The organism is Streptomyces sp. GDS52, assembly GCF_052246875.1.
In the GTDB taxonomy this organism is placed as follows: domain Bacteria; phylum Actinomycetota; class Actinomycetes; order Streptomycetales; family Streptomycetaceae; genus Streptomyces; species Streptomyces cathayae.
The window spans coordinates 5,286,098-5,303,825 of record NZ_CM125966.1 but is presented as its reverse complement, the minus strand read 5'-3'; the positions used below and the strand labels follow the sequence as shown (position 1 = coordinate 5,303,825).

Sequence of the window (17,728 nt, the reverse complement as noted above, 5' to 3'; positions counted from 1 at the left end):
TGTAGTGAGATGTGTCGATCGTCGAAGTCATCGTCCGAGGCTTCGGCGCCATCGGATCTCACCCTCGTGCCGTTCGCCGGTGGGGGTGAGCCCGGCGGCGGTGGCGACGGCGGCGGATGCCCGGTGGTCGGGGTGGATGTGGGCGATGACGGTGTGCACCGGCTGCCGGGTGAGCCAGGCGACGAGTCCTCGGGCTGCTTCGCCGGCGATGCCTCTTCCCTGCCACGGGGTGCCCACCACCCAGGCGATCTCGGCGACGGGGCCGTGGCCGGAAGGACTGACCGTCGCCTGGACGGTGCCCGTCAGGCAGGACGCGTCACGGAGCCGGATCACCCAGTTCAGCCAGGACACAGCCGGATCGGGGGAGCCTGCGGCCAGGCGCCGGTAGCGCGAGCGCAGGGCGTGCGGGGTGTCCGGAGCGCCGCCGATGAAGGTGTGCAGGGCCGGGTCGGACAGTACGGCGGCCATCTCCTCAGCGTGCTCGACGTCCAGCGGCAGCAGGTCCAGCCGCCCGGTGCCGATGGCCTGGGCCTGGAGAGCGCTCATGCCTCGACCATCTCACGTCGTCCACTCCTGGCACGTACGTATGTGTGTGCGTGCGTTCCGCGAGGGTGGTGCCATCCGGCCGGCAAGCGGGCGAACGGCACCACGGTTCTCCGCCGACCGGCTACTTGGCCGCCTCGAGGGCGGCGAGTGCCTGCGCCCAGCGGACGTACTTCAGTTCGGCCAGATCCGCGACGGTCTTGACTCCGAACGCCTCCTGGAGCAGCTCGCCGTCGCGGTCGGACACCCCCTTCAGCACCGCCACCGGGGCGGCGAGTATCTCCGTCAGGTCCTTGTCCGCCCACGCCTTGTCCAGCACCTTGTCCAGATCGATCGAAGCCATGTGTCGTCTCCAGGGGTGCGCGGCCCGGATCTCACCCGGGCCTGTTTCTACAAACGCGTAGAAGCATAAAGTCGTCTCGGCAGGCAGGGAGCACGCTTCGGGCAGCCTCGCCGGGAAAGGCCGAAATACGCTCCTGAGCTGGCCAAAGGCCACTGCACCGCCCGCCGGACCGACGGCCTCTTCGGGGCGCCGCCCCCTTCCCTCCGTACCGCCCCCTGGTGGGGACGAGGCTCCCGACCTCAGGGATGACCCCGAGAACCGGGCCCGGAAGATGAGGGGCTGGTCTCCTCTCCGTGCAGGATCTCGGCGGCGTACGTGATCACGAGGATGGGGTTCGTCGGCAGCACGCCCCCTGGGAAGCAGGAGAACCCCTTCATGAATGCTCATGGCCACGTCCGTATCGCCGTCGCCTCCGTGTTGTTAGCCGGTCTGGCTCTCGGTCCCGCTGCCGGAGCGGCCGCCGCCCAGCCCGCCGGAACGGCTCCCGCGGTGGCGGTGCCGGACTCCGAAGGGCCCGACGTCGCCGCTCTGGAGAAGGCCCTCACCGGGATCCCCGACGGGGACGTCTCCGCCGCCCTTGTCCGCGTGGGCGGCAAGGGCAGTTGGAAGGGGACCGCCGGGGTGCGGGACCTGCGGACCGGGGCGCCGACTCTGGAGAACGCGCGGTTCCGAGCCGGGTCGACGACCAAGGTGGTCACCGCGGCGCTCGTGCTGCAACTCGTCGCGGAGGGGCGGGTGGAGCTCGACGCGCCCCTCACCCGGTATCTGCCCGGTCTGCTGCCGGACTCCTTCACCGAACCGCCGACCGTACGGCACCTGCTCACGTACACCAGCGGCCTGCAGCCCGGCGCGAACCTCGGCTCGACCACCGAGGAGATGTACCCCCACCGGTTCCGCACCCTCAGCCCCGAGCGGGTGGTGGCCACCGCGGTCGCGAAGGGGCCGGCGTTCGCCCCCGGGAAGCGGCAGGTGTACCAGAACATCGACTACACGGTGCTCGGTCTGCTGATCGAGAAGGTGACGGGCGGCCGTTACGAGCACCGGGCAGAAGCGAGGATCTTCCGTCCGCTGGGCATGCGGCACACGAGCTTCCCGGTCGGGCCGGACCCGCGGATCCACGGCCCGCACCACCGGGCCTACACGGACATCGGGGGCCGGACCACCGACGTGACGGAGTGGAACATGTCCGACCGCTGGGCGGTCGGGAACATGATCTCCACCACCGCCGATCTGGAGCGGTTCCTGGTGGCCCTGTTCCGGGGTCGGGTGGTGCCGCAGCCGCTGCTGGACCAGATGCTCACCGTCCCCAAGGTCGCCGAGGACGACAACGGCGCGGCCTACGGCATGGCGTTGGAGCGCTACGTCTACAACGGGACGGAGATCTGGGGCAAGACGGGCTCCCGGCCCGGTTACCACACGGTGCTGGCCGCCACCCGCGACCTGTCCCGGACGGTGGTGTACTCGGTGAACGCCAAGAGCGCCCGGGAGGACGGCTTCCCGCTCATCGCACGGTTCGCCCTGCCCGCCTTCAACCGCTAGGGGGTCGCCCGGCGCAAGCGCGGCGAGGTGTCTCTCAGCCTTCCCGGGGTTCGGCCGGGAGGGCTCTCCGGGCGGCTGCATCCTTGCGGGCCGCGAGCAGCAACAGGACTGCGGTGGCGGCGATGAAGCCGAAACCCCCGGTCGTGCAGGCCATGACCACCTCGTAGGAGGCGTCTGCGATCCGGGGGATGCCATTGACGAGCGCGAGGCCGTAGACGCACAGAAACCCGTAGGCGCGAAGCCGTATCCCGGCCTGTCGCTTCCGTATCCACGGCGGCGTCCACCCGGCCAGTATCGCTACCGACAATGGCAGTATGAGCGCCGTGAACACCGCCAAGGCTATCCAGTGGTACAGCGGGTTGCCGTTCACTCCGCCCCCTTCGTAGATGATCATCAGACTACGGGGGGTGATATGGCCTGTCCATGCCGAACACCGCGAGTTCCAGGCGTCTCGGCCGGTCGGAGCACCGGCGGCGTCGCGGTCGTCTCAGCCGATGCGGAGGATCGGCTTGACCGCGGCGCCGGACGCGGCGTCCGCCGCGGCCTCGTTGATCTGGTCGAAGTCGTAGAAGCGGACCAGCCGGTCGAAGGGGAAGCGGCCCTGCATGTGCAGGTCGAGGAGTTGGGGGACGAAGACGTCCGGGACGCTGTCGCCCTCCACGACGCCCATCAGGGTCTTGCAGCCCTGCATGAACGCGTTGGCCGGCAGCCCGATCACCGCGTCGGCGCCGGAGGCTCCGAGGATCGCCGCGGTTCCGCGCTGCCGCAGTGCTTCCACCATCTGTCCGATGAGCGCGGGCAGTCCGGTGGTGTCGAGGGCGAAGTCGACGCCGCCGCCGGTGATCCGCCGGATCTCGTCGACGGCGTCCTTCTCCCGTCCGTTGACCACGTGCGTGGCGCCGAGTTCCATGGCGAGTTCCAGCCGGGCGGGCAGCACGTCGACCGCGATGACCGTGGTCGCGCCGGCCACCCGGGCGGCCATCACCGCGCTCAGGCCGACCGCTCCCGCGCCCATCACCGCGAAGGTCGCGCCGGCCCCCACCTTCAGCGCGCGCAGGACCGTGCCGGCGCCGGTCTGGATGCCGCAGCCGAGGGGGCCGAGCAGTTCCAGCGGCGCGTCGGCGCGGACCTTGACGGTGTTGCGTTCGTTGGTGATCGCGTGGGTGGCGAAGGACGACTGCCCGAAGAACCGGTCGTGGAGGGTGCCGCCCCCTTGGGCGGGCCGGAGCGCGTGGGAGCCGTCGGGGCGTCGGCCGGAGAAGTTGATGGCGTTGAAGTTCGCGCAGCTCGCGGGTGAGCCGTCGAAGCAGGGCCGGCACCGGCCGCAGGGCAGGAAGCTGACGGCGACGTGGTCCCCGGGCGCCACCTTCTCCACGGCCGCGCCCACCGATTCGACGACGCCGGCGCCCTCGTGGCCGAGGACGACGGGGAACGGCACCGGGTACACCTGGTCGCGCACCACCAGGTCGGTGTGGCACAGACCGGTGGCCACGATCCGCACCAGCACCTCGTCGTCGCGCGGGGCGTCCAGCAGGACGGGCTCGAGTTCGAAGGAACCCTTCTTCCGCACCACGGCGGCGGTGATCTCCCGGGCAGTCGCTGATTCGGTCATGGCAACCTTCCTCCCCGGTACTCGTACATCGCCCACGCCACCATCTCGGCGTTGGGCACGGTCGCTTCCTCGAAGCCGTACAGGCGACCGTACTTGGGCCGCAGCGCGTCCGTGGCCTCGCGGGAGACGGTCCCGAAGAAGTTCGCCAGGAAGCCGGTGTGCGCGCTCGCCCGGGTGATGTCGTGGTGGATGCCCTCCAGGGCGTCCATGACCGGCACACCCTGGTCCCCGACGTGGAAGACGGTGTCGTAGTGGAAGTACTGCACCCGCCCTGCCCGCTCCGAGAGCCGCTGCAGGACGTACGGCTGAGTCATGTTGCGCCGGAACAGGTCGCCGATCTTCAGTCCGGGTCGCAGTACCTCCTCTGCGGACGGTTCGACGTAGGCCGCGTCCACGGGGGAAGGAGGTGAACTCGACTCGGCCATGGCGGACTCCTGTCGTGACAGTTCTCCTTCCAGTGGAACCCGGCTGAGGAGGCGGGTCAAGTCGCCGTCTCCCCCGCCCCGGCACGTCACCGATGCTTCGGGTCAGGTGGACGGTTGCGGGCGGGGGGTGGCGATGATGGCGGTGCGCAGGGCCTCCACGGCGCGGGTGCGGGCGCCGGCGAGTTCGGGTTCGGGGACCCGGGCCGTGGTGACCGGGACGCTGCGGGGCAGTTCGGCGAAGCGTTCGCGGATCGCCTCGGCGATGTGCGGTTCGGCGCCCCAGGTGCCTCCCAGGACGATCAGCCGGGGGTCGGCCAGGGCGACCGCCGCCGCCAGCACGCCGCCCACCGCGCGGGCCAGCGCGCCGCGGATCCACCGCGCGGTCGCGGAGTCGCCGAGGGTGGCGGTGCGCAGGGCGTCGACGTCGATGGCGGTGGACTCGGCGCGGCGCAGGCCGAGTTCGGCGAAGACCTCGATGAGGGGCAGCGCCGTGCCCCGGGGCCCGGCGGTGTAGAGGTGGGCGATCTCGCCGGCCAACCCGTGGTGTCCGCGGCGGACTTCCGTGTCGGTGACCACCGCGCAGCCCAGTCCTTCGCCGAGGTGGACGTAGACGAAGTCGTCGACGCCGAGGGCGCATCCGGTGGCGCGTTCGGCGCGGGCGGCCCAGTTGATGTCGTTGTCGACCAGGACCGTCCCGTCCACCGTGTCGGCCAGTACCGCCGCCGGGTCCAGGTCACCGACCAGGAACGGGGCGTCCGGCAGGTGCACCAGGCGTCCGGTGACGCGGTCGACCGGATCGGCCGCGCTGACCACGGCCGTACGCAGGGGGCCGTGCACCCGGGGCCGGACCAGCGCGACCGCCTCGGTCAGGGCCCGTGCGGTCGCGTGCGGGCCCGGGGCGCGGCCCAGGCCGACCTCGGCGCGGGCGGTGACCGTGCCGAAGGCGTCGACGGTCTCCGCGACGACGCCTTCGGGGCTGATGCTCGCCACCAGGGCCGCCCCGGTGTCCGCGGCCAGTGAGTAGTAGGTGCCGACCCGGCCGCGGCCGGTGGTGCGCTCGCCCGTGTCGGCGAGCAGACCGGCCTCGCTCAGCCGCCGCACGCTGTCGGAGACCGTCGGCTTGGAGATCCCGGTGCGGGCGGCGATCTCCGCGCGGGTCAGGCGCCCTTCCTCCATCAGCGCGCGCAGCACGTTCTCGTCGGTCAGCGCGCGCAGCATTTCGAGTGACGGCTTGGCCAGTGACATGCCGAGGATTTTAGTCAGGACTCTTGCCCAAATGTGGGCGGGCGGCTAGGTTGCCGTCTAGTAAGGAGTCCTGACCAAAGGAGCCGAGCAATGACGCTGGCAACCGAGACGCGGCAGGCCGGCCTCCCCGCCCTGCCGCACTGGGAGAACACCCCCGAGGACCTGGCCGCCGCCATCCGCGAGATCAAGCCCGCGCTGCGCGCCCGCATCGAGGCCTCCGGACGCACCGTCGAGGAGGTCTTCGCCGTCGTCGAGGAGCGCGTCCGCGCCCGTCTGGCGGAGATCCGGGCCGACGAGGAACGCGGCGAGAGTGTGTGGCCGGTCATCGACTACGCGGACATCGCGAACGGCACCGTCACCCCGGAGCAGCTCGACAAGCTCCGCCGCCGCGGCTGCCTCATCGTCCGCGGCCACTTCGAGCGCGACCAGGCCCTCGCCTGGGACGCCTCGATCGTGGACTACGTGGAGCGCAACGAGTTCTTCGAGAACTACCGGGGCCCCGGCGACGACTTCTTCGGCAGCGTCGGCTCCAAGCCGGAGATCTACCCCATCTACTGGTCGCAGGCCCAGATGGAGGCCCGCCAGAGCGACCGGATGGCCAACGTCCAGTCCTTCCTCAACTCCCTGTGGAAGCACGAGTCCGAGGGCGTGCAGTGGTTCGACCCGGACCGTGACGCGCTCTACCCCGACCGCATCCGCCGCCGTCCCCCGGGCGCCGACTCGGGCGGGCTCGGCACCCACCTCGACCCCGGCACCCTCGACCTGTGGATGACGCGGGCCTACCAGCAGGCGTTCCGCCACCTGTTCGACGGCAGCGTCGAGGAGTACGACCCCTGGGACGCCGCCCACCGCACGGCCGGACCCCAGTACCCCGGCTCCACCATGTGCTCGGCGTTCCGCACCTTCCAGGGCTGGACCGCCCTGTCGGACATGGACCACGACCAGGGCGTCCTGCACACCGTCCCGATCCCCGAGGCCATGGCGTACCTCATGCTGCGGCCGCTGCTCGCGGACGTCCCGGACGACGACATGTGCGGCGTGACCACCAACCAGGTCTTCCCGGCCGACGAGAAGTGGCACCCGCTCCTCATGGAAGCCCTCGCCGGCATCCCCGACGTCAAGGCGGGCGACTCCGTCTGGTGGCACTGCGACATGATCCACAGCGTCGCGCCGGTCACCGACCAGAAGGGCTGGGGCAACGTCATGTACATCCCCGCCGCCCCCTGGTGCCCCCGCAACGAGGAGTACTCGGCGAAGGTCCGCGAGGCGTTCCTGACCGGCTCCAGCCCCAGTGACTTCCCCGAGGAGCACTACGAGCGCGCCTGGCCCGACCGTTTCGACGTCGACCGGCTCAACGAGACGGGCCGCCGCGGCCTGGGCCTCGACGACTGACAGGCCCGCCCCCCGTGCACCGGGTCGGCGCCGAAGCCTCTCGGCCGGCACGGCACCCGGTCCTCCGCAGCACGGTCCTTCCCGGGCGGCGGACGGGCCGGGCGCCGCCCGGACTCGGGCGTGGGAAAACGCCCCAGGCGTACTCATGCGCCCCGAGCAGCCGATCAAGCACTCCCCCGGCTTCCCGCGTCCGGAAGCCGGGCCTCCTTCTCTTCCCCTTCTTCCCCTTCTTCCTCTTTCTTCCTCTTCCGAACCGAGCGCCGCCCTCCGCAGTGTGTGCACCTGCCGCGGCGCTCCCTGTCCTTGCTTCTCGCTCCTCGCCCGAGGCGGACGGCAACGACACACATCACCACAGGAGTCCGTAGGTGACGAGCACAGCACAACACCCTGCCGCCGGGGGTCTCGCGGCCCGGCCGGACCGGCTGCGTCACGTCGTCTTCGTCGCGGCGTCCGCCGCCATGGGCGGCTTCCTCTTCGGCTACGACAGCGCCGTGATCAACGGCGCCGTCGAGGGCATCCGGGGACGGTTCGACGTCGGCGCCGCCACGCTCGGCGCCGTCATCGCCATCGCCCTGCTCGGCGCGGCCGCCGGCGCCATGCTCGCGGGACGGCTCGCCGACCGCGTCGGCCGCCTCCGGGTGATGCGGCTGGCCGCCCTGCTCTTCCTGGCCAGCAGTATCGGCTCGATGCTGCCGTTCACGGCGTGGGACCTGTCCTTCTGGCGCATCGTGGGCGGCGTGGCCATCGGCATGGCCTCCGTGATCGGCCCGACGTACATCGCCGAGGTCGCGCCCACCGCGTACCGCGGCCGGCTCGTCTCCTTCCAGCAGGCCGCCGTCGTGCTGGGCATCGCCGTCTCCCAGCTGGTCAACTGGATGGTGCTCACCCTCGCCGACGGGGACCAGCGCGGCAGCCTGCTGGGCCTGGAGGCGTGGCAGGTCATGCTCGGCATCGCGGCCGTTCCCGCCGTGGTCTACGGCGTGCTGGCGCTGCGCATCCCGGAGTCGCCGCGCTACCTGATCTCGGTCGGCAGGACCGGCGAGGCCAAGGACGTGCTGCGCGCCCTCGAAGGCGCGCAGATCGACCTCGACGCCCGGGTGGCCGAGATCGAACTGGCCGTGCGCAGCGACAAGGCACCGCGGTTCAAGGACCTCCGCGGCCGCTTCGGCCTGCTGCCGATCGTCTGGGTCGGCGTCGGGCTGTCGGTCTTCCAGCAGTTCGTCGGCATCAACGTGATCTTCTACTACAGCTCCTCGCTGTGGCAGTCGGTGGGCATCGACCCGTCGAGCTCGTTCTTCTACTCGTTCACCACCTCGGTCATCAACATCGTGGGCACGGTGATCGCGATGGTGCTCATCGACCGGATCGGCCGCAAGCCGCTGGCCTCGATCGGTTCCGCCGGTATGGCGGTCTCCCTCGCGGCCGTCGCCTGGGCGTTCTCCCACAAGACCGGAACGGGCGACAGCATCTCGCTGCCCGACACGCAGGCCGCCGTCGCGCTGGTCGCCGCCCACACCTTCGTCCTCTTCTTCGCCATGTCGCTGGGCGTGGCGGTCTGGGTGCTGCTCGGCGAGATGTTCCCCAGCCGCATCCGCGCGGCCGCGCTCGGCGTCGCCGCCTGCGCGCAGTGGATCGCCAACTGGCTGGTCACCGCGACGTTCCCGAGCATGTCGGAGTGGAACCTGTCCGGGTCGTACGTGATCTACGCGATCTTCGCCACGCTGGCGGTCCCGTTCATCCTCACGTGGGTGCCGGAGACCAAGGGCAGGACGCTGGAGGAGATGGGCTGAGCGCAGGCTCAGCGCTCCAGGAGCACCCGGCCGCCGATCTCGGTCCAGCCGTGCGGCTGCGGTGCGGTCAGGATCTGGGAGCCCGCGCCCTGAGTGATGTTCAGGGCGCGGCCCAGCCGGTCGGTGAGCAGGAGGGCGGCGGCGCCGGTCGCCTCGTCCTCGTCGACGCAGTCGTCCCGGCCGGGGAAGGCGCGGGCGCGGATGCGGCCCGCCGCCTCGTCCTCCCAGGCCCAGGCGTAGACCCACTCCCCCTTCGGGGGCACCGCCAGGTCGTCGACCTCGGCGGCGGTGGCATACCGGCGCAGGGTGCGCGGCGGCACCCACTCCGCGCGCGCCTCGATCCAGCAGAACTCCCCGTCCTGCCGTGCGCCCACCACCCCTGCCGGGGTGACGAGTTCGGGTACGTCGAGCAGCCAGGCCGCGCCGACGCACGGGTGGCCGGCGAAGGGCAGGCGCAGGGTCGGGGTGTAGATGTCGATCACCCCGCGCTCGGGGTCGTCGACGAACACGGTCTCGCTGAAGCCGAGTTTCGCGGCGAACTCCTGCCGGTCGCTCCGCTCGGGCATCACGGAACCGTCGCGGACGACGCCGAGCTCGTTGCCGTACCCGCCCCGGGGGCCGCAGAAGACGCGCACCACGTCGTAATCAGACACGAGAGCATTCAAGCACCGCGCGTCCGCGGTACCGGTCATCCCCACCAGGGACGGCTGACGCCGGCGGGCCCCGGCCCGGCTGCTCCCCGCTCCGGCTCGGTCACGGTGTGGCCGCTGTGTCCCGTCCGCATGTTCGCGCTGTCCCCCGTCCCGGTAGGGTTCGCCTCCGGGAAGGGGAAGGTGAAGGAAGCGGATGAGCAGGGATCTCGGCTTGCGAAGGCTCCGCGGGTTCGACCGGGGCGTGCTGCTCGCGGCTTCGGTGACCGCTCTGTCGTTGACGGCGAGCGGCTGCGTGGTGGTGCACGGCGAGCGCGAGGTGCTTCCGGCCACCACCCGCGCCGAAGCCGCGCAGGCACTCCAGGAGTTCACGGCCGCCTACAACAAGGCCGATGAGGCGTACGACAGTTCCCTGGACGCCGAGTACACCACCGGCGCGCTCGGCGACATCGACAAGGCGCGGCTGACGGCCGGGAAGGCCAACAACCCGGACGGCAACTCCGGGCACTCGCCGCTGAAGCTGACGGACGCGAAGTTCACCATTCCCAAGAAGGCCGGCTGGCCCCGCTGGTTCCTCGCGGACGCGGCGGGCAACAAGGGCGGCGACGTGCGCTGGCTGCTGGTGTTCACCCGCAGCGGTCTCGAGGAGACCTGGGAGGCGGCGTATCTGACGCTGGTGGCCCCGGACGACATACCCGGGTTCCCGCTGGACAAGGACGGCTGGGCCGAGGCCGTCCCCGCGAACGCCACCGATCTCACCGTGCCGCCCGGCGAGTTGAGCGCGACCTACGCGACGTACCTGAAAAACGGCGAGGACGGGAAGGGCGGCGGCGCCACCTTCGCCGAGGGCCCGCACACCAGCGCGTGGCGGGCGCTGCGCACGAAGCAGTCGGCGCGGCCGGGGCTGGCCACGCAGTACATCGACGAGCCGATGACGAACGGCGACTACGCGCCCCTGGCGCTGCGCACCGAGGACGGCGGGGCGCTGGTGTTCTTCACCACGCGCCACTTCGAGAAGCAGACCGCCGCGGACGGGGCGTCCGTGCCGGCCCCGAACAAGGATGTGCTGGCGCTGACCACGGGGGAGATCCGGCAGACCCTGACGATGGAGTTCGTCTCCAACGAGGTGGCGCTGGACCCGGGCGACGGCCAGGTGGAGATCCTGGGCCGGATCCAGGGGCTGACCTCGGCGAAGGGCGAGTAGGGCCGGGACCGCGCGGTCCGGACAGCGGGTCCTTGCCGGACCTTATCGGCGCAGGGGCCAGGCCGTGGTCGCCTGGTCGGGGTGCTCGACCGCGTGGCGGGCGCAGGCGTCGGTGAGGTACTCCAGCAGGCTCAGCGGGTCGGGCAGCGGATGCTCCGGACCGCGTGCCCAGTGCACCGAGCGGCCGTCGTCACCGGGCAGCCGCGCGGGGGGTACCAGGACGTAGGAGCCGCGGCAGTGCCAGCGCAGGCCGGGGTGCTCGTCCATGGTCTCGGGGTGGCAGTCCAGCTCGCACGGCCACCACTCGTCCTCCTCCTCGGGGGTGCCCCGGGTGAGGGTGAAGAACAGTATGCGGCCGTCGTCGCTCTCCGCGACGGGCCCGACCTCGACCCCTGCCGCCAGCAGGCGTTCCAACGCCTCGCGACCGGCGTTCAGGGGCACGTCGAGTACGTCGTGCACCATGCCGGTCGCGGTGATGAAGTTGGCCTGCGGCTGATGGCGGGCCCAGCGCTCGATCTGGGCGCGGTCGGTGGTGGACTGCGTCTGCCAGGCGAACGAGACCGGATGCCGGGCGGGGGTGGGACAGCCGACGCGGTCGCACGAACATCGGTATCCGGCGGCGGGGTGGGCGGCGGGCGCGAGCGGCAGTCCCGCGTCGGCGGCGGCGAGCAGCAGTTCCTCACGGCCGCCTTCGTCGGCGACCGGTTCCGGGCGGCGGCCACGCAGCCACCGGGAGAGTTTGCCCTGCCTGCCGGTCCTGCCGCCGAACTCCGCGCTCATCTAACTCCTCGCCTCGCCCTCGTGCCTTTCAGCATGCCCTATGGTCCCCCCCTCGTGTGCATCGGGGGGCCGGAGCCCACAATAGGCGCACCTGGGACAAGCGGTGCACGGACCGGACGAGGGGTGCCCCAGGGGGCGAAAGGTGCACCCCGGGGTACGCCGGCGTGACCGAGGAGGCAGCGCGGGCGCTCCCGGTCAGCGGGGGGCGAGGCCGTTCAGGGCGTAGTCGACGAGGGTGTCGGTGTACTCGTAGCTGATCGGCCCCGTGTACTGCAGCCAGCGCTGGGCGAGCGGGGAGACGAAGAGCTCCAGGGCGATGCGCGGGTCGACGTCGGGGCGGACCCCTCCGGCCTCCTGCGCGGAGCGCAGCCGGTCGACGTACAGCTGGAGCGACGGTTCCAGCAGTTGGGCGACGAACCTCCGGCCGAGCTCCTCGTTGACGACGCCCTCGGCGGCCAGCGCGCGGGACGGCGCCTCGAACGCCGGGTCGCGCAGTTCGTCGACCGTGGCCCGCAGGACGAGCTTGAGGTCGGCGGCGAGGTCCCCGGTGTCCGGGATCCCGTACGCCCCGCCGCTTTCCGGTTCCTGTCCGGCGGCGCGGGCGGCCTGCTCGCTCAGGTCGAGGAACGCCTCCAGAAGGACGTCCGCCTTCGACGGCCACCACCGGTAGATCGTCTGCTTGCCGACGCCGGCGCGGGCGGCGATGCCCTCGATGGTGGTCTTCGGGTAGCCGACCTCCACGACCAGGGCGATGGCCGCGTCGTAGATGGCGCGACGGGAGCGCTCACTGCGGCGGGTGGAGTCGGGGGGTGCGGGGTTGTTCGTGGCCATGGGTCGAATTTATCAGGTTGACAAGACGACGCGTCTCGCCTGACAGTGAGGGGGGTCGGATCGAGACGATACGTCTCGTCAAGTGCGTCCGCGGAGGGCGCTCACCGGAAGGAGATCACCATGTCCCGAGGCGGAACCGGAAACATGCTGGGCGTCGGCGGCACCCGGAAGCACCTCGGCCGCAAGGCCCTGCGCGGCGGGGGACGCGACGGCCGCGTCGGGGGCGGCCTCGACCCCCAGGCCCAGAAACGCGAACTCCTGCGCAAGCTCCAGGAGCAGCGCAAGGAACAGCAGAAGCAGCAAGAACAGCAGGAGAGCCGGGAGGGCCGGGAGGGACGGCAGGGCCGGGAGGGAGGGGAGGGAGGGGAGGGCCGGGAGGGAGAGGACTCCGGGCAGGAAAGCCGGCCCTAGTCCGCTCGTCAGACCTCTCGTCAGACCTGTCGCCGGCCCTCTCGTCAGTCCCCGCTGTCGTCGGCCGCCGGTGGCCAGGGGGCGCCCCAGGAGGTGTCCCTCGCCGCCCGGTACAGGTCGCCGTGACGCTTGGTCACGGTGGTGCGGCTCAGGGCCGGGTCCCTCTCGCAGAGGTCGAGGAGGACCTGGCCCTTGCGGATCTGCGGCTTGCGGACGACGCGGGCGGCGGCCGGGACGGCGGGCAGGCGGGTGGCGGCGACGTAGCTGAACTTCTCGTCCTCGTAGGGCAGGGAGCCGCCCTTGACCTGGCGGTGCAGTGAGGAACGGCTGACCCGGGCCGCGAAGTGGCACCAGTCCGTGCCGGGGATGATGGGGCAGGCGAGGCTGTGCGGGCAGGGGGCGGCGACCCGGAAGCCGGCCGACACCAGCCGGTCGCGGGCCTCGATGACGCGGGTGTAGCCGTCGGGGGTGCCGGGTTCGACGATCACGACGGTCTGCGCGGCGCCGGCGGCGGTGTCGACGAGGGCGGCGCGGTCGGCGGCGGTCAGTTCGTTGAGGACGTAGGAGACGGTGACGAGGTCGGTGCGCTCGAGGGTGAGCTCCGTGCCGATCCGGGCGCGGTCCCAGCGGGCGTCCTTGAGGGCGGGGTTCGCGATGGCGAGTTCCCGGCCGAGGGCGAGTGCGGGTTCGGCCCAGTCGAGGACGGTCACCGGCCGCTCCCCGTCCCAGGTGGCGCTCACCGCCCAGGCGGCGGCGCCGGTGCCGCCGCCGACGTCGACGTGGTCGCCGGGCGTCCACCCGGGCACGGCGTCCGCGACCGCCGCCAGCGCCGAGCGTACGGCCTCGAAGGTGGCCGGCATGCGGTACGCGGCGTAGGCGGCGACGTCCGCCCGGTCCCGCAGGATGGGCGCCCCGGTCGGGGTGGCGCCCCGGTAGGTGGCGATCAGCCGCTCGACGGCCTGCGCGGCCCGCCGCGGCGGGAGTCCGTCGAGCAGTCCGGCGAGCGCGCCGCGCAGGACGTCGGCGGGAGAGGCGGGAGAAGCAGCGGAGGCGGGGGCGGGAGCGGGGTCGTTCACCTGGAAATTCTATGGCGCGGGCCGGCGGCCGGACTCACCTCCCCCGGACCGCGCGGGCCACCCGCGTGGCCGCACGTGCGCGGGGGCCGTTGGCCGGGGCCGTGGGTCGGCGGGGGTGGACCGTGTTGGCGAGGAGGACGAGGTAGGTGTCCGTGGCCCGGTCGAGGACCAGGGACGTGCCCGTGAAGCCGGTGTGGCCCGCCGCTCCGCGGCCCGCGAGCTCCCCCATGAACCACGGCTGGTCCACGGCGAAGCCCAGGCCCGGCGGGGCGAGGAGCAGGTCCACGAAGTCGGGGCCGAGGATGCGGGCGGGGCCGTGGGCGCCGCCCGCCAGCAGGGCGCGGCAGAAGACCGCCAGGTCGCGGCCGGTGGAGAAGAGACCGGCGTGGCCCGCGACCCCGCCGAGCGCCCAGGCGTTCTCGTCGTGCACCTCGCCGCGCAGCATCCCGCGGTCCGCCTTGGCCCACGGCCGCCGCTGGTCCTCGGTGGCCGCCGCGCCCGGACACGGGCCGAAGTCCGTGGCGGTCATGCCGAGCGGCCGGGTGATGCCGTCGTGGACGAGCGTGTCGAGGGTGCGGCCGGTGAGACGTTCCAGGACGTGCTGGAGCAGCAGCACGTTCAGGTCGGAGTAGCGGTACGCGCCGGGCGCCGCGACCGGCCGTTCGGCGCGCAGCAGGGCGAGCCGTTCCGCGTCGTCGGCGCAGTCGTACAGGGGGAGTTCGGGGCGCAGCCCGGAGGTGTGGGTGAGCAGCTGCCGGACGGTGATGCCGTGCCGGACGGCCGCGGGGAAGTCCGGCAGATACGCGCCCACGCGGGCGTCGATGCCCAGGGTGCCCCGCTCGATCTGCTGCACGGCGGCCACCGAGGTGAACAGTTTGGTCAGGGACGCCAGGTCGAAGGGGGTGTCCACGGCCATCGGGACCCGGTCGTCCGGTGGCAGTTCCACCGCGGTATCCGTGCGTTCGTCGTACGCCGCGTAGCGCACGGCCCAGCCCGCCGCCTCCTGCACGGCGAGCACCGGGCCGCGGCCTACGGCCACGACGGCGCCGGCCGCCCAGGGGCGTTCCCCGGCGGTGCCGGCGTGCACCTCGCCGACGAGGGCCCGGAGTTCGCGGGGGTCGAGCCCGGCCCGTTCGGGGGTGCCGTGGCGCAGCCTCGGGGTGCTCAGAAGCCTTCACCCTCCGCACTCGCCCGCGCCTGCCAGGGGCGGCACAGGCCCGTGAAGCAGGCCAGCGCCACCAGGGCGGCGGTCAGCTGGACGACGGCCATCGGGACGGCGGTGTCCTCCCCGGCGATCCCGACCAGCGGGGAGGCGATCGCGCCGACGAGGAAGGACGCCGTGCCGAGCAGGGCCGAGGCGGCACCGGCGGCCTGCCGGGTGCGCACCAGGGCGAGGGTCTGGGTGTTGGGCATGGTGATGCCCATCGCGGACATCAGCACGAACAGCGCGGCGGCCACGGGTACCAGCCCGACCTCGCCGAACACGCCCAGCGACATCAGCAGCAGCGCGACCGCGGCGACGACCACGACGCAGAGCCCGAAACCGAGCACCCGGTCCAGCCGGACCCGGCCGACCAGCACCTTGCCGTTGATCTGCCCCATGATCATCAGGCCGATCGAGTTGAGCCCGAACAGCAGGCTGAACGTCTGCGGGGACGCCCCGTAGATCTCCTGGACGACGAACGGGGAGGCCGCGACATAGGCGAAGAGGGAGGCGAAGGCGAATCCCCCGGTGAGCATGTAGCCGGTGAAGACCCGGTCGGCGAGCAGCCGGCGCATCGAGCCGAGGGCCGCGCCGAAGCCGCCGCCGTGGCGGTCGGCGGGGGCCAGCGTCTCCGGCAGCTTCACCCAGACCAGGGCCGCCAGCAGCACCCCGAGGACGGCGAGGACGACGAACACGCCCCGCCAGTCCGTCACCCGCAGGATCTGCCCTCCGATGAGCGGTGCCATGATCGGCGCCAGGCCGGAGATCAGCATGAGGTTCGAGAAGAAGCGGGCCATGGCCACGCCGTCGTACAGGTCGCGGACCACCGCCCGCGCGATGACGATGGCGGCCGCGCCCGCGAGGCCCTGCAGCAGCCGGAAGGCGACGAGGAGTCCGACGCTCGGCGCGAACGCGCACAGCACGGTGGCGACGACGTAGACCGCGAGGCCGATGAGCAGTGGGCGGCGGCGTCCCCACCGGTCGCTCATCGGGCCGACCACCAGCTGCCCGAGCGCCATTCCGGCCAGACAGGTGGTGAGCGTGAGCTGGACGGTGGCGGCGGGCGCGTGCAGGGACCGGGTGACCTCCGGAAGGGCGGGGAGGTACATGTCCATCGCCAGCGGGGGTACGGCGGTCAGACCGCCCAGGAGGAAGGTCAGCAGCAGGCCGGTGCGGCCGGCGGTCGCGCGGAGCGGCGGCGCCGCGCTCGCGGTCGGACGTGCCGCCGGGTTCGCCGCCGGGTTCGTCGTCGATTCTTCCGCTGAGTCCGTTTTCGCCGTCGAGTTCGCCGTCGGATTCGATATGGACGCCCCGCCCTCGGGCATGTGGCCCCTCCCTTTCCGCGTCATCGGCTCCCTATGCTCTCAGCTCGTACGGAGTGCTCGGCGTCGACGACGATGCCATGGGAGCGCTTCCACGGGTTTCCGCGGCCGATGTGCCGACGACACGAGCAGGGGTGGGGCGGATGACAGGGCGGAACGTGCGCTGGGGAATCCTGGCGACCGGCGGGATCGCCGCGAGGTTCGCGGCGGATCTGGCGGAGCTGCCGGACGCGGAGATCGTGGCGGTGGCCTCCCGGTCGGCGGAGTCGGCGCGGGCGTTCGCCGACCGGTTCGGGGCCGAGCGGGCGTACGGCGACTGGGAGTCGCTCGCGCGGGACGAGGAGGTCGACGTGGTCTACGTCGCCACTCCGCACTCGGCGCACCGGGCGGCGGCCGGGCTGTGCCTGGAGGCCGGGCGGAACGTGCTGTGCGAGAAGCCGTTCACGCTCAACGCGCGCGAGGCCGGGGAGTTGGTCGCCCTGGCGCGCGACCGGGGGCGTTTCCTGATGGAGGCCATGTGGATGTACTGCCATCCCATGGTACGGCGACTGAAGGCGCTGGTCGACGACGGCGCGATCGGCGAAGTCCGCACCGTGCGGGCCGACTTCGGCCTGGCGGGGAACTTCCCGGCCACGCACCGGCTGCGGGACCCCGCGCTGGGCGGGGGCGCGCTGCTGGACCTCGGCGTGTACCCGGTGTCGTTCGCGCAGCTGCTGCTCGGGGAGCCGTCGGACGTCGTGGCGAGGGCGACGCTCTCCGAGGAGAAGGTCGACCTCCAGACGGGCGCGCTGCTCTCCTGGGACGACGGCGCCCTCGCGTCGGTGCACTGCTCCGTCGTCGGCGGCACGGAGACCTCGGCGTCGATCACCGGGTCCGAGGGCCGCATCGACATCCCGTACGGCTTCTTCTTCCCCGACGGGTTCGTGCTGCATCGGGAGGGCCGGGAGGCCGAGAAGTTCACGGCCGACCCGGCGGACGGGCGCCGCGACACGCTCGCCCACGAGGCCGCCGAGGTGATGCGCGCCCTGCGGGCCGGTGAGACGGAGTCCCCGCTCGTCCCGCTGGACGGCACGCTCGCCGTGATGCGGACGCTCGACGCGATCCGCGACCGCATCGGCGTCCGCTACCCGGGGGACACCGTGTGAGCCCCGCCCCGCCGACGGCCCGTCAGGCGTCGCCCGGCCCTCTCTGATCCACACAAGCGGAATGCGAACATCCGCAGCATTGCGGCCCACAGCGGACATATGCTCAACTCTCCTGCACCAAAGCTTCACACTTGAGGCAGCAGGCTTCCGCAGGCCACTTCCAGGGGGAGGGCGGCCGTTCCACCGCACCGGCAGGGGGGTGGCCCCGCGTGGGAC

General features: G+C 72.2%; 18 protein-coding genes and 1 pseudogene. 7 read left to right on the top strand and 12 right to left on the bottom strand.

Annotation, left to right across the window (positions count from 1 at the left end):
- Window positions 1-27 precede the first annotated feature (27 nt).
- Window positions 28-546 carry a GNAT family N-acetyltransferase gene (locus ACTWJ9_RS24195; protein ID WP_443294769.1) on the bottom strand — a complete coding sequence of 173 codons (519 nt, stop codon included), beginning with the start codon at window positions 544-546 and terminating at the stop codon, window positions 28-30.
- A gap of 121 nt (window positions 547-667) precedes the next feature.
- Window positions 668-886, bottom strand: a complete 219-nt coding sequence (locus ACTWJ9_RS24190) for a hypothetical protein (RefSeq protein ID WP_279336360.1) — start codon at window positions 884-886, stop codon at window positions 668-670.
- Window positions 887-1,261: 375 nt separating this feature from the next.
- Here ACTWJ9_RS24190 and ACTWJ9_RS24185 point away from each other — a divergent pair, with 375 nt between their 5' ends.
- A complete protein-coding gene (locus tag ACTWJ9_RS24185; RefSeq protein WP_279336359.1) occupies window positions 1,262-2,425 on the top strand; it encodes a serine hydrolase domain-containing protein in 1,164 nt (387 codons plus the stop codon).
- Window positions 2,426-2,459: 34 nt separating this feature from the next.
- On the opposite strand, the gene ACTWJ9_RS24180 is transcribed toward ACTWJ9_RS24185, so the two are convergent.
- The 4 genes from ACTWJ9_RS24180 to ACTWJ9_RS24165 form a co-directional block, all read right to left on the bottom strand.
- Complete coding sequence (locus ACTWJ9_RS24180; RefSeq protein ID WP_279336358.1) at window positions 2,460-2,819, bottom strand: hypothetical protein; 360 nt, start codon at window positions 2,817-2,819, stop codon at window positions 2,460-2,462.
- A gap of 93 nt (window positions 2,820-2,912) precedes the next feature.
- Complete coding sequence (locus tag ACTWJ9_RS24175; protein WP_443294768.1) at window positions 2,913-4,037, bottom strand: NAD(P)-dependent alcohol dehydrogenase; 1,125 nt, start codon at window positions 4,035-4,037, stop codon at window positions 2,913-2,915.
- The gene (locus tag ACTWJ9_RS24170; protein ID WP_387037596.1) at window positions 4,034-4,462 is read right to left on the bottom strand and encodes a hypothetical protein; all 429 of its coding nucleotides are present in this window, start codon (window positions 4,460-4,462) and stop codon (window positions 4,034-4,036) included. The genes ACTWJ9_RS24175 and ACTWJ9_RS24170 overlap by 4 nt, the downstream gene beginning before the upstream one ends.
- A gap of 102 nt (window positions 4,463-4,564) precedes the next feature.
- On the bottom strand, window positions 4,565-5,707 hold the full coding sequence (locus ACTWJ9_RS24165; protein ID WP_279336355.1) for an ROK family transcriptional regulator: 1,143 nt from the start codon (window positions 5,705-5,707) through the stop codon (window positions 4,565-4,567).
- A gap of 90 nt (window positions 5,708-5,797) precedes the next feature.
- Here ACTWJ9_RS24165 and ACTWJ9_RS24160 point away from each other — a divergent pair, with 90 nt between their 5' ends.
- Window positions 5,798-7,099, top strand: coding sequence for a DUF1479 domain-containing protein (locus ACTWJ9_RS24160; RefSeq protein WP_443294767.1), 1,302 nt, complete (start codon window positions 5,798-5,800; stop codon window positions 7,097-7,099).
- Window positions 7,100-7,464: 365 nt separating this feature from the next.
- Window positions 7,465-8,889, top strand: coding sequence for a sugar porter family MFS transporter (locus tag ACTWJ9_RS24155; RefSeq protein ID WP_279336353.1), 1,425 nt, complete (start codon window positions 7,465-7,467; stop codon window positions 8,887-8,889).
- Window positions 8,890-8,897: 8 nt separating this feature from the next.
- On the opposite strand, the gene ACTWJ9_RS24150 is transcribed toward ACTWJ9_RS24155, so the two are convergent.
- Entirely contained in the window at window positions 8,898-9,542 is a 645-nt protein-coding gene (locus ACTWJ9_RS24150) for a PhzF family phenazine biosynthesis protein (RefSeq protein ID WP_384204271.1), read from the bottom strand.
- 99 nt (window positions 9,543-9,641) lie between these two features.
- On the opposite strand from ACTWJ9_RS24150, the pseudogene ACTWJ9_RS24145 reads away from it, so the two are divergent.
- Together ACTWJ9_RS24145 and ACTWJ9_RS24140 are read left to right on the top strand one after the other, a co-directional pair.
- Window positions 9,642-9,770, top strand: a pseudogene (locus ACTWJ9_RS24145) (iron transporter); the annotation flags it as partial.
- Window positions 9,736-10,743: a hypothetical protein gene (locus ACTWJ9_RS24140; protein ID WP_279336351.1), complete on the top strand. Its 1,008-nt coding sequence runs from the start codon at window positions 9,736-9,738 to the stop codon at window positions 10,741-10,743. The pseudogene ACTWJ9_RS24145 and the gene ACTWJ9_RS24140, both read left to right, overlap by 35 nt.
- A gap of 42 nt (window positions 10,744-10,785) precedes the next feature.
- Here ACTWJ9_RS24140 and ACTWJ9_RS24135 read toward each other — a convergent pair whose 3' ends face one another.
- Complete coding sequence (locus tag ACTWJ9_RS24135) at window positions 10,786-11,523, bottom strand: bifunctional DNA primase/polymerase (protein ID WP_279336350.1); 738 nt, start codon at window positions 11,521-11,523, stop codon at window positions 10,786-10,788.
- Window positions 11,524-11,718: 195 nt separating this feature from the next.
- Window positions 11,719-12,354 (bottom strand): TetR/AcrR family transcriptional regulator, encoded by a 636-nt coding sequence (locus ACTWJ9_RS24130; RefSeq protein WP_279336349.1) that lies wholly within the window; start codon window positions 12,352-12,354, stop codon window positions 11,719-11,721.
- 120 nt (window positions 12,355-12,474) lie between these two features.
- Between ACTWJ9_RS24130 and ACTWJ9_RS24125 the strand changes: the two genes are divergently transcribed.
- Entirely contained in the window at window positions 12,475-12,765 is a 291-nt protein-coding gene (locus ACTWJ9_RS24125) for a DUF6243 family protein (RefSeq protein ID WP_279336348.1), read from the top strand.
- Between the two features lie 44 nt (window positions 12,766-12,809).
- Here ACTWJ9_RS24125 and ACTWJ9_RS24120 read toward each other — a convergent pair whose 3' ends face one another.
- The 3 genes from ACTWJ9_RS24120 to ACTWJ9_RS24110 are packed head-to-tail and all read right to left on the bottom strand — an operon-like array spanning window position 12,810 to window position 16,370.
- Complete coding sequence (locus ACTWJ9_RS24120; protein ID WP_279336347.1) at window positions 12,810-13,841, bottom strand: small ribosomal subunit Rsm22 family protein; 1,032 nt, start codon at window positions 13,839-13,841, stop codon at window positions 12,810-12,812.
- Between the two features lie 34 nt (window positions 13,842-13,875).
- Entirely contained in the window at window positions 13,876-15,009 is a 1,134-nt protein-coding gene (locus ACTWJ9_RS24115; RefSeq protein WP_443295923.1) for a serine hydrolase domain-containing protein, read from the bottom strand.
- Window positions 15,006-16,370 carry a multidrug effflux MFS transporter gene (locus ACTWJ9_RS24110; protein WP_279336346.1) on the bottom strand — a complete coding sequence of 455 codons (1,365 nt, stop codon included), beginning with the start codon at window positions 16,368-16,370 and terminating at the stop codon, window positions 15,006-15,008. Before ACTWJ9_RS24110 ends, ACTWJ9_RS24115 begins: the two co-directional genes overlap by 4 nt.
- A gap of 140 nt (window positions 16,371-16,510) precedes the next feature.
- On the opposite strand from ACTWJ9_RS24110, the gene ACTWJ9_RS24105 reads away from it, so the two are divergent.
- Window positions 16,511-17,512, top strand: coding sequence for a Gfo/Idh/MocA family protein (locus ACTWJ9_RS24105; RefSeq protein WP_279336345.1), 1,002 nt, complete (start codon window positions 16,511-16,513; stop codon window positions 17,510-17,512).
- Window positions 17,513-17,728: the final 216 nt, after the last annotated feature.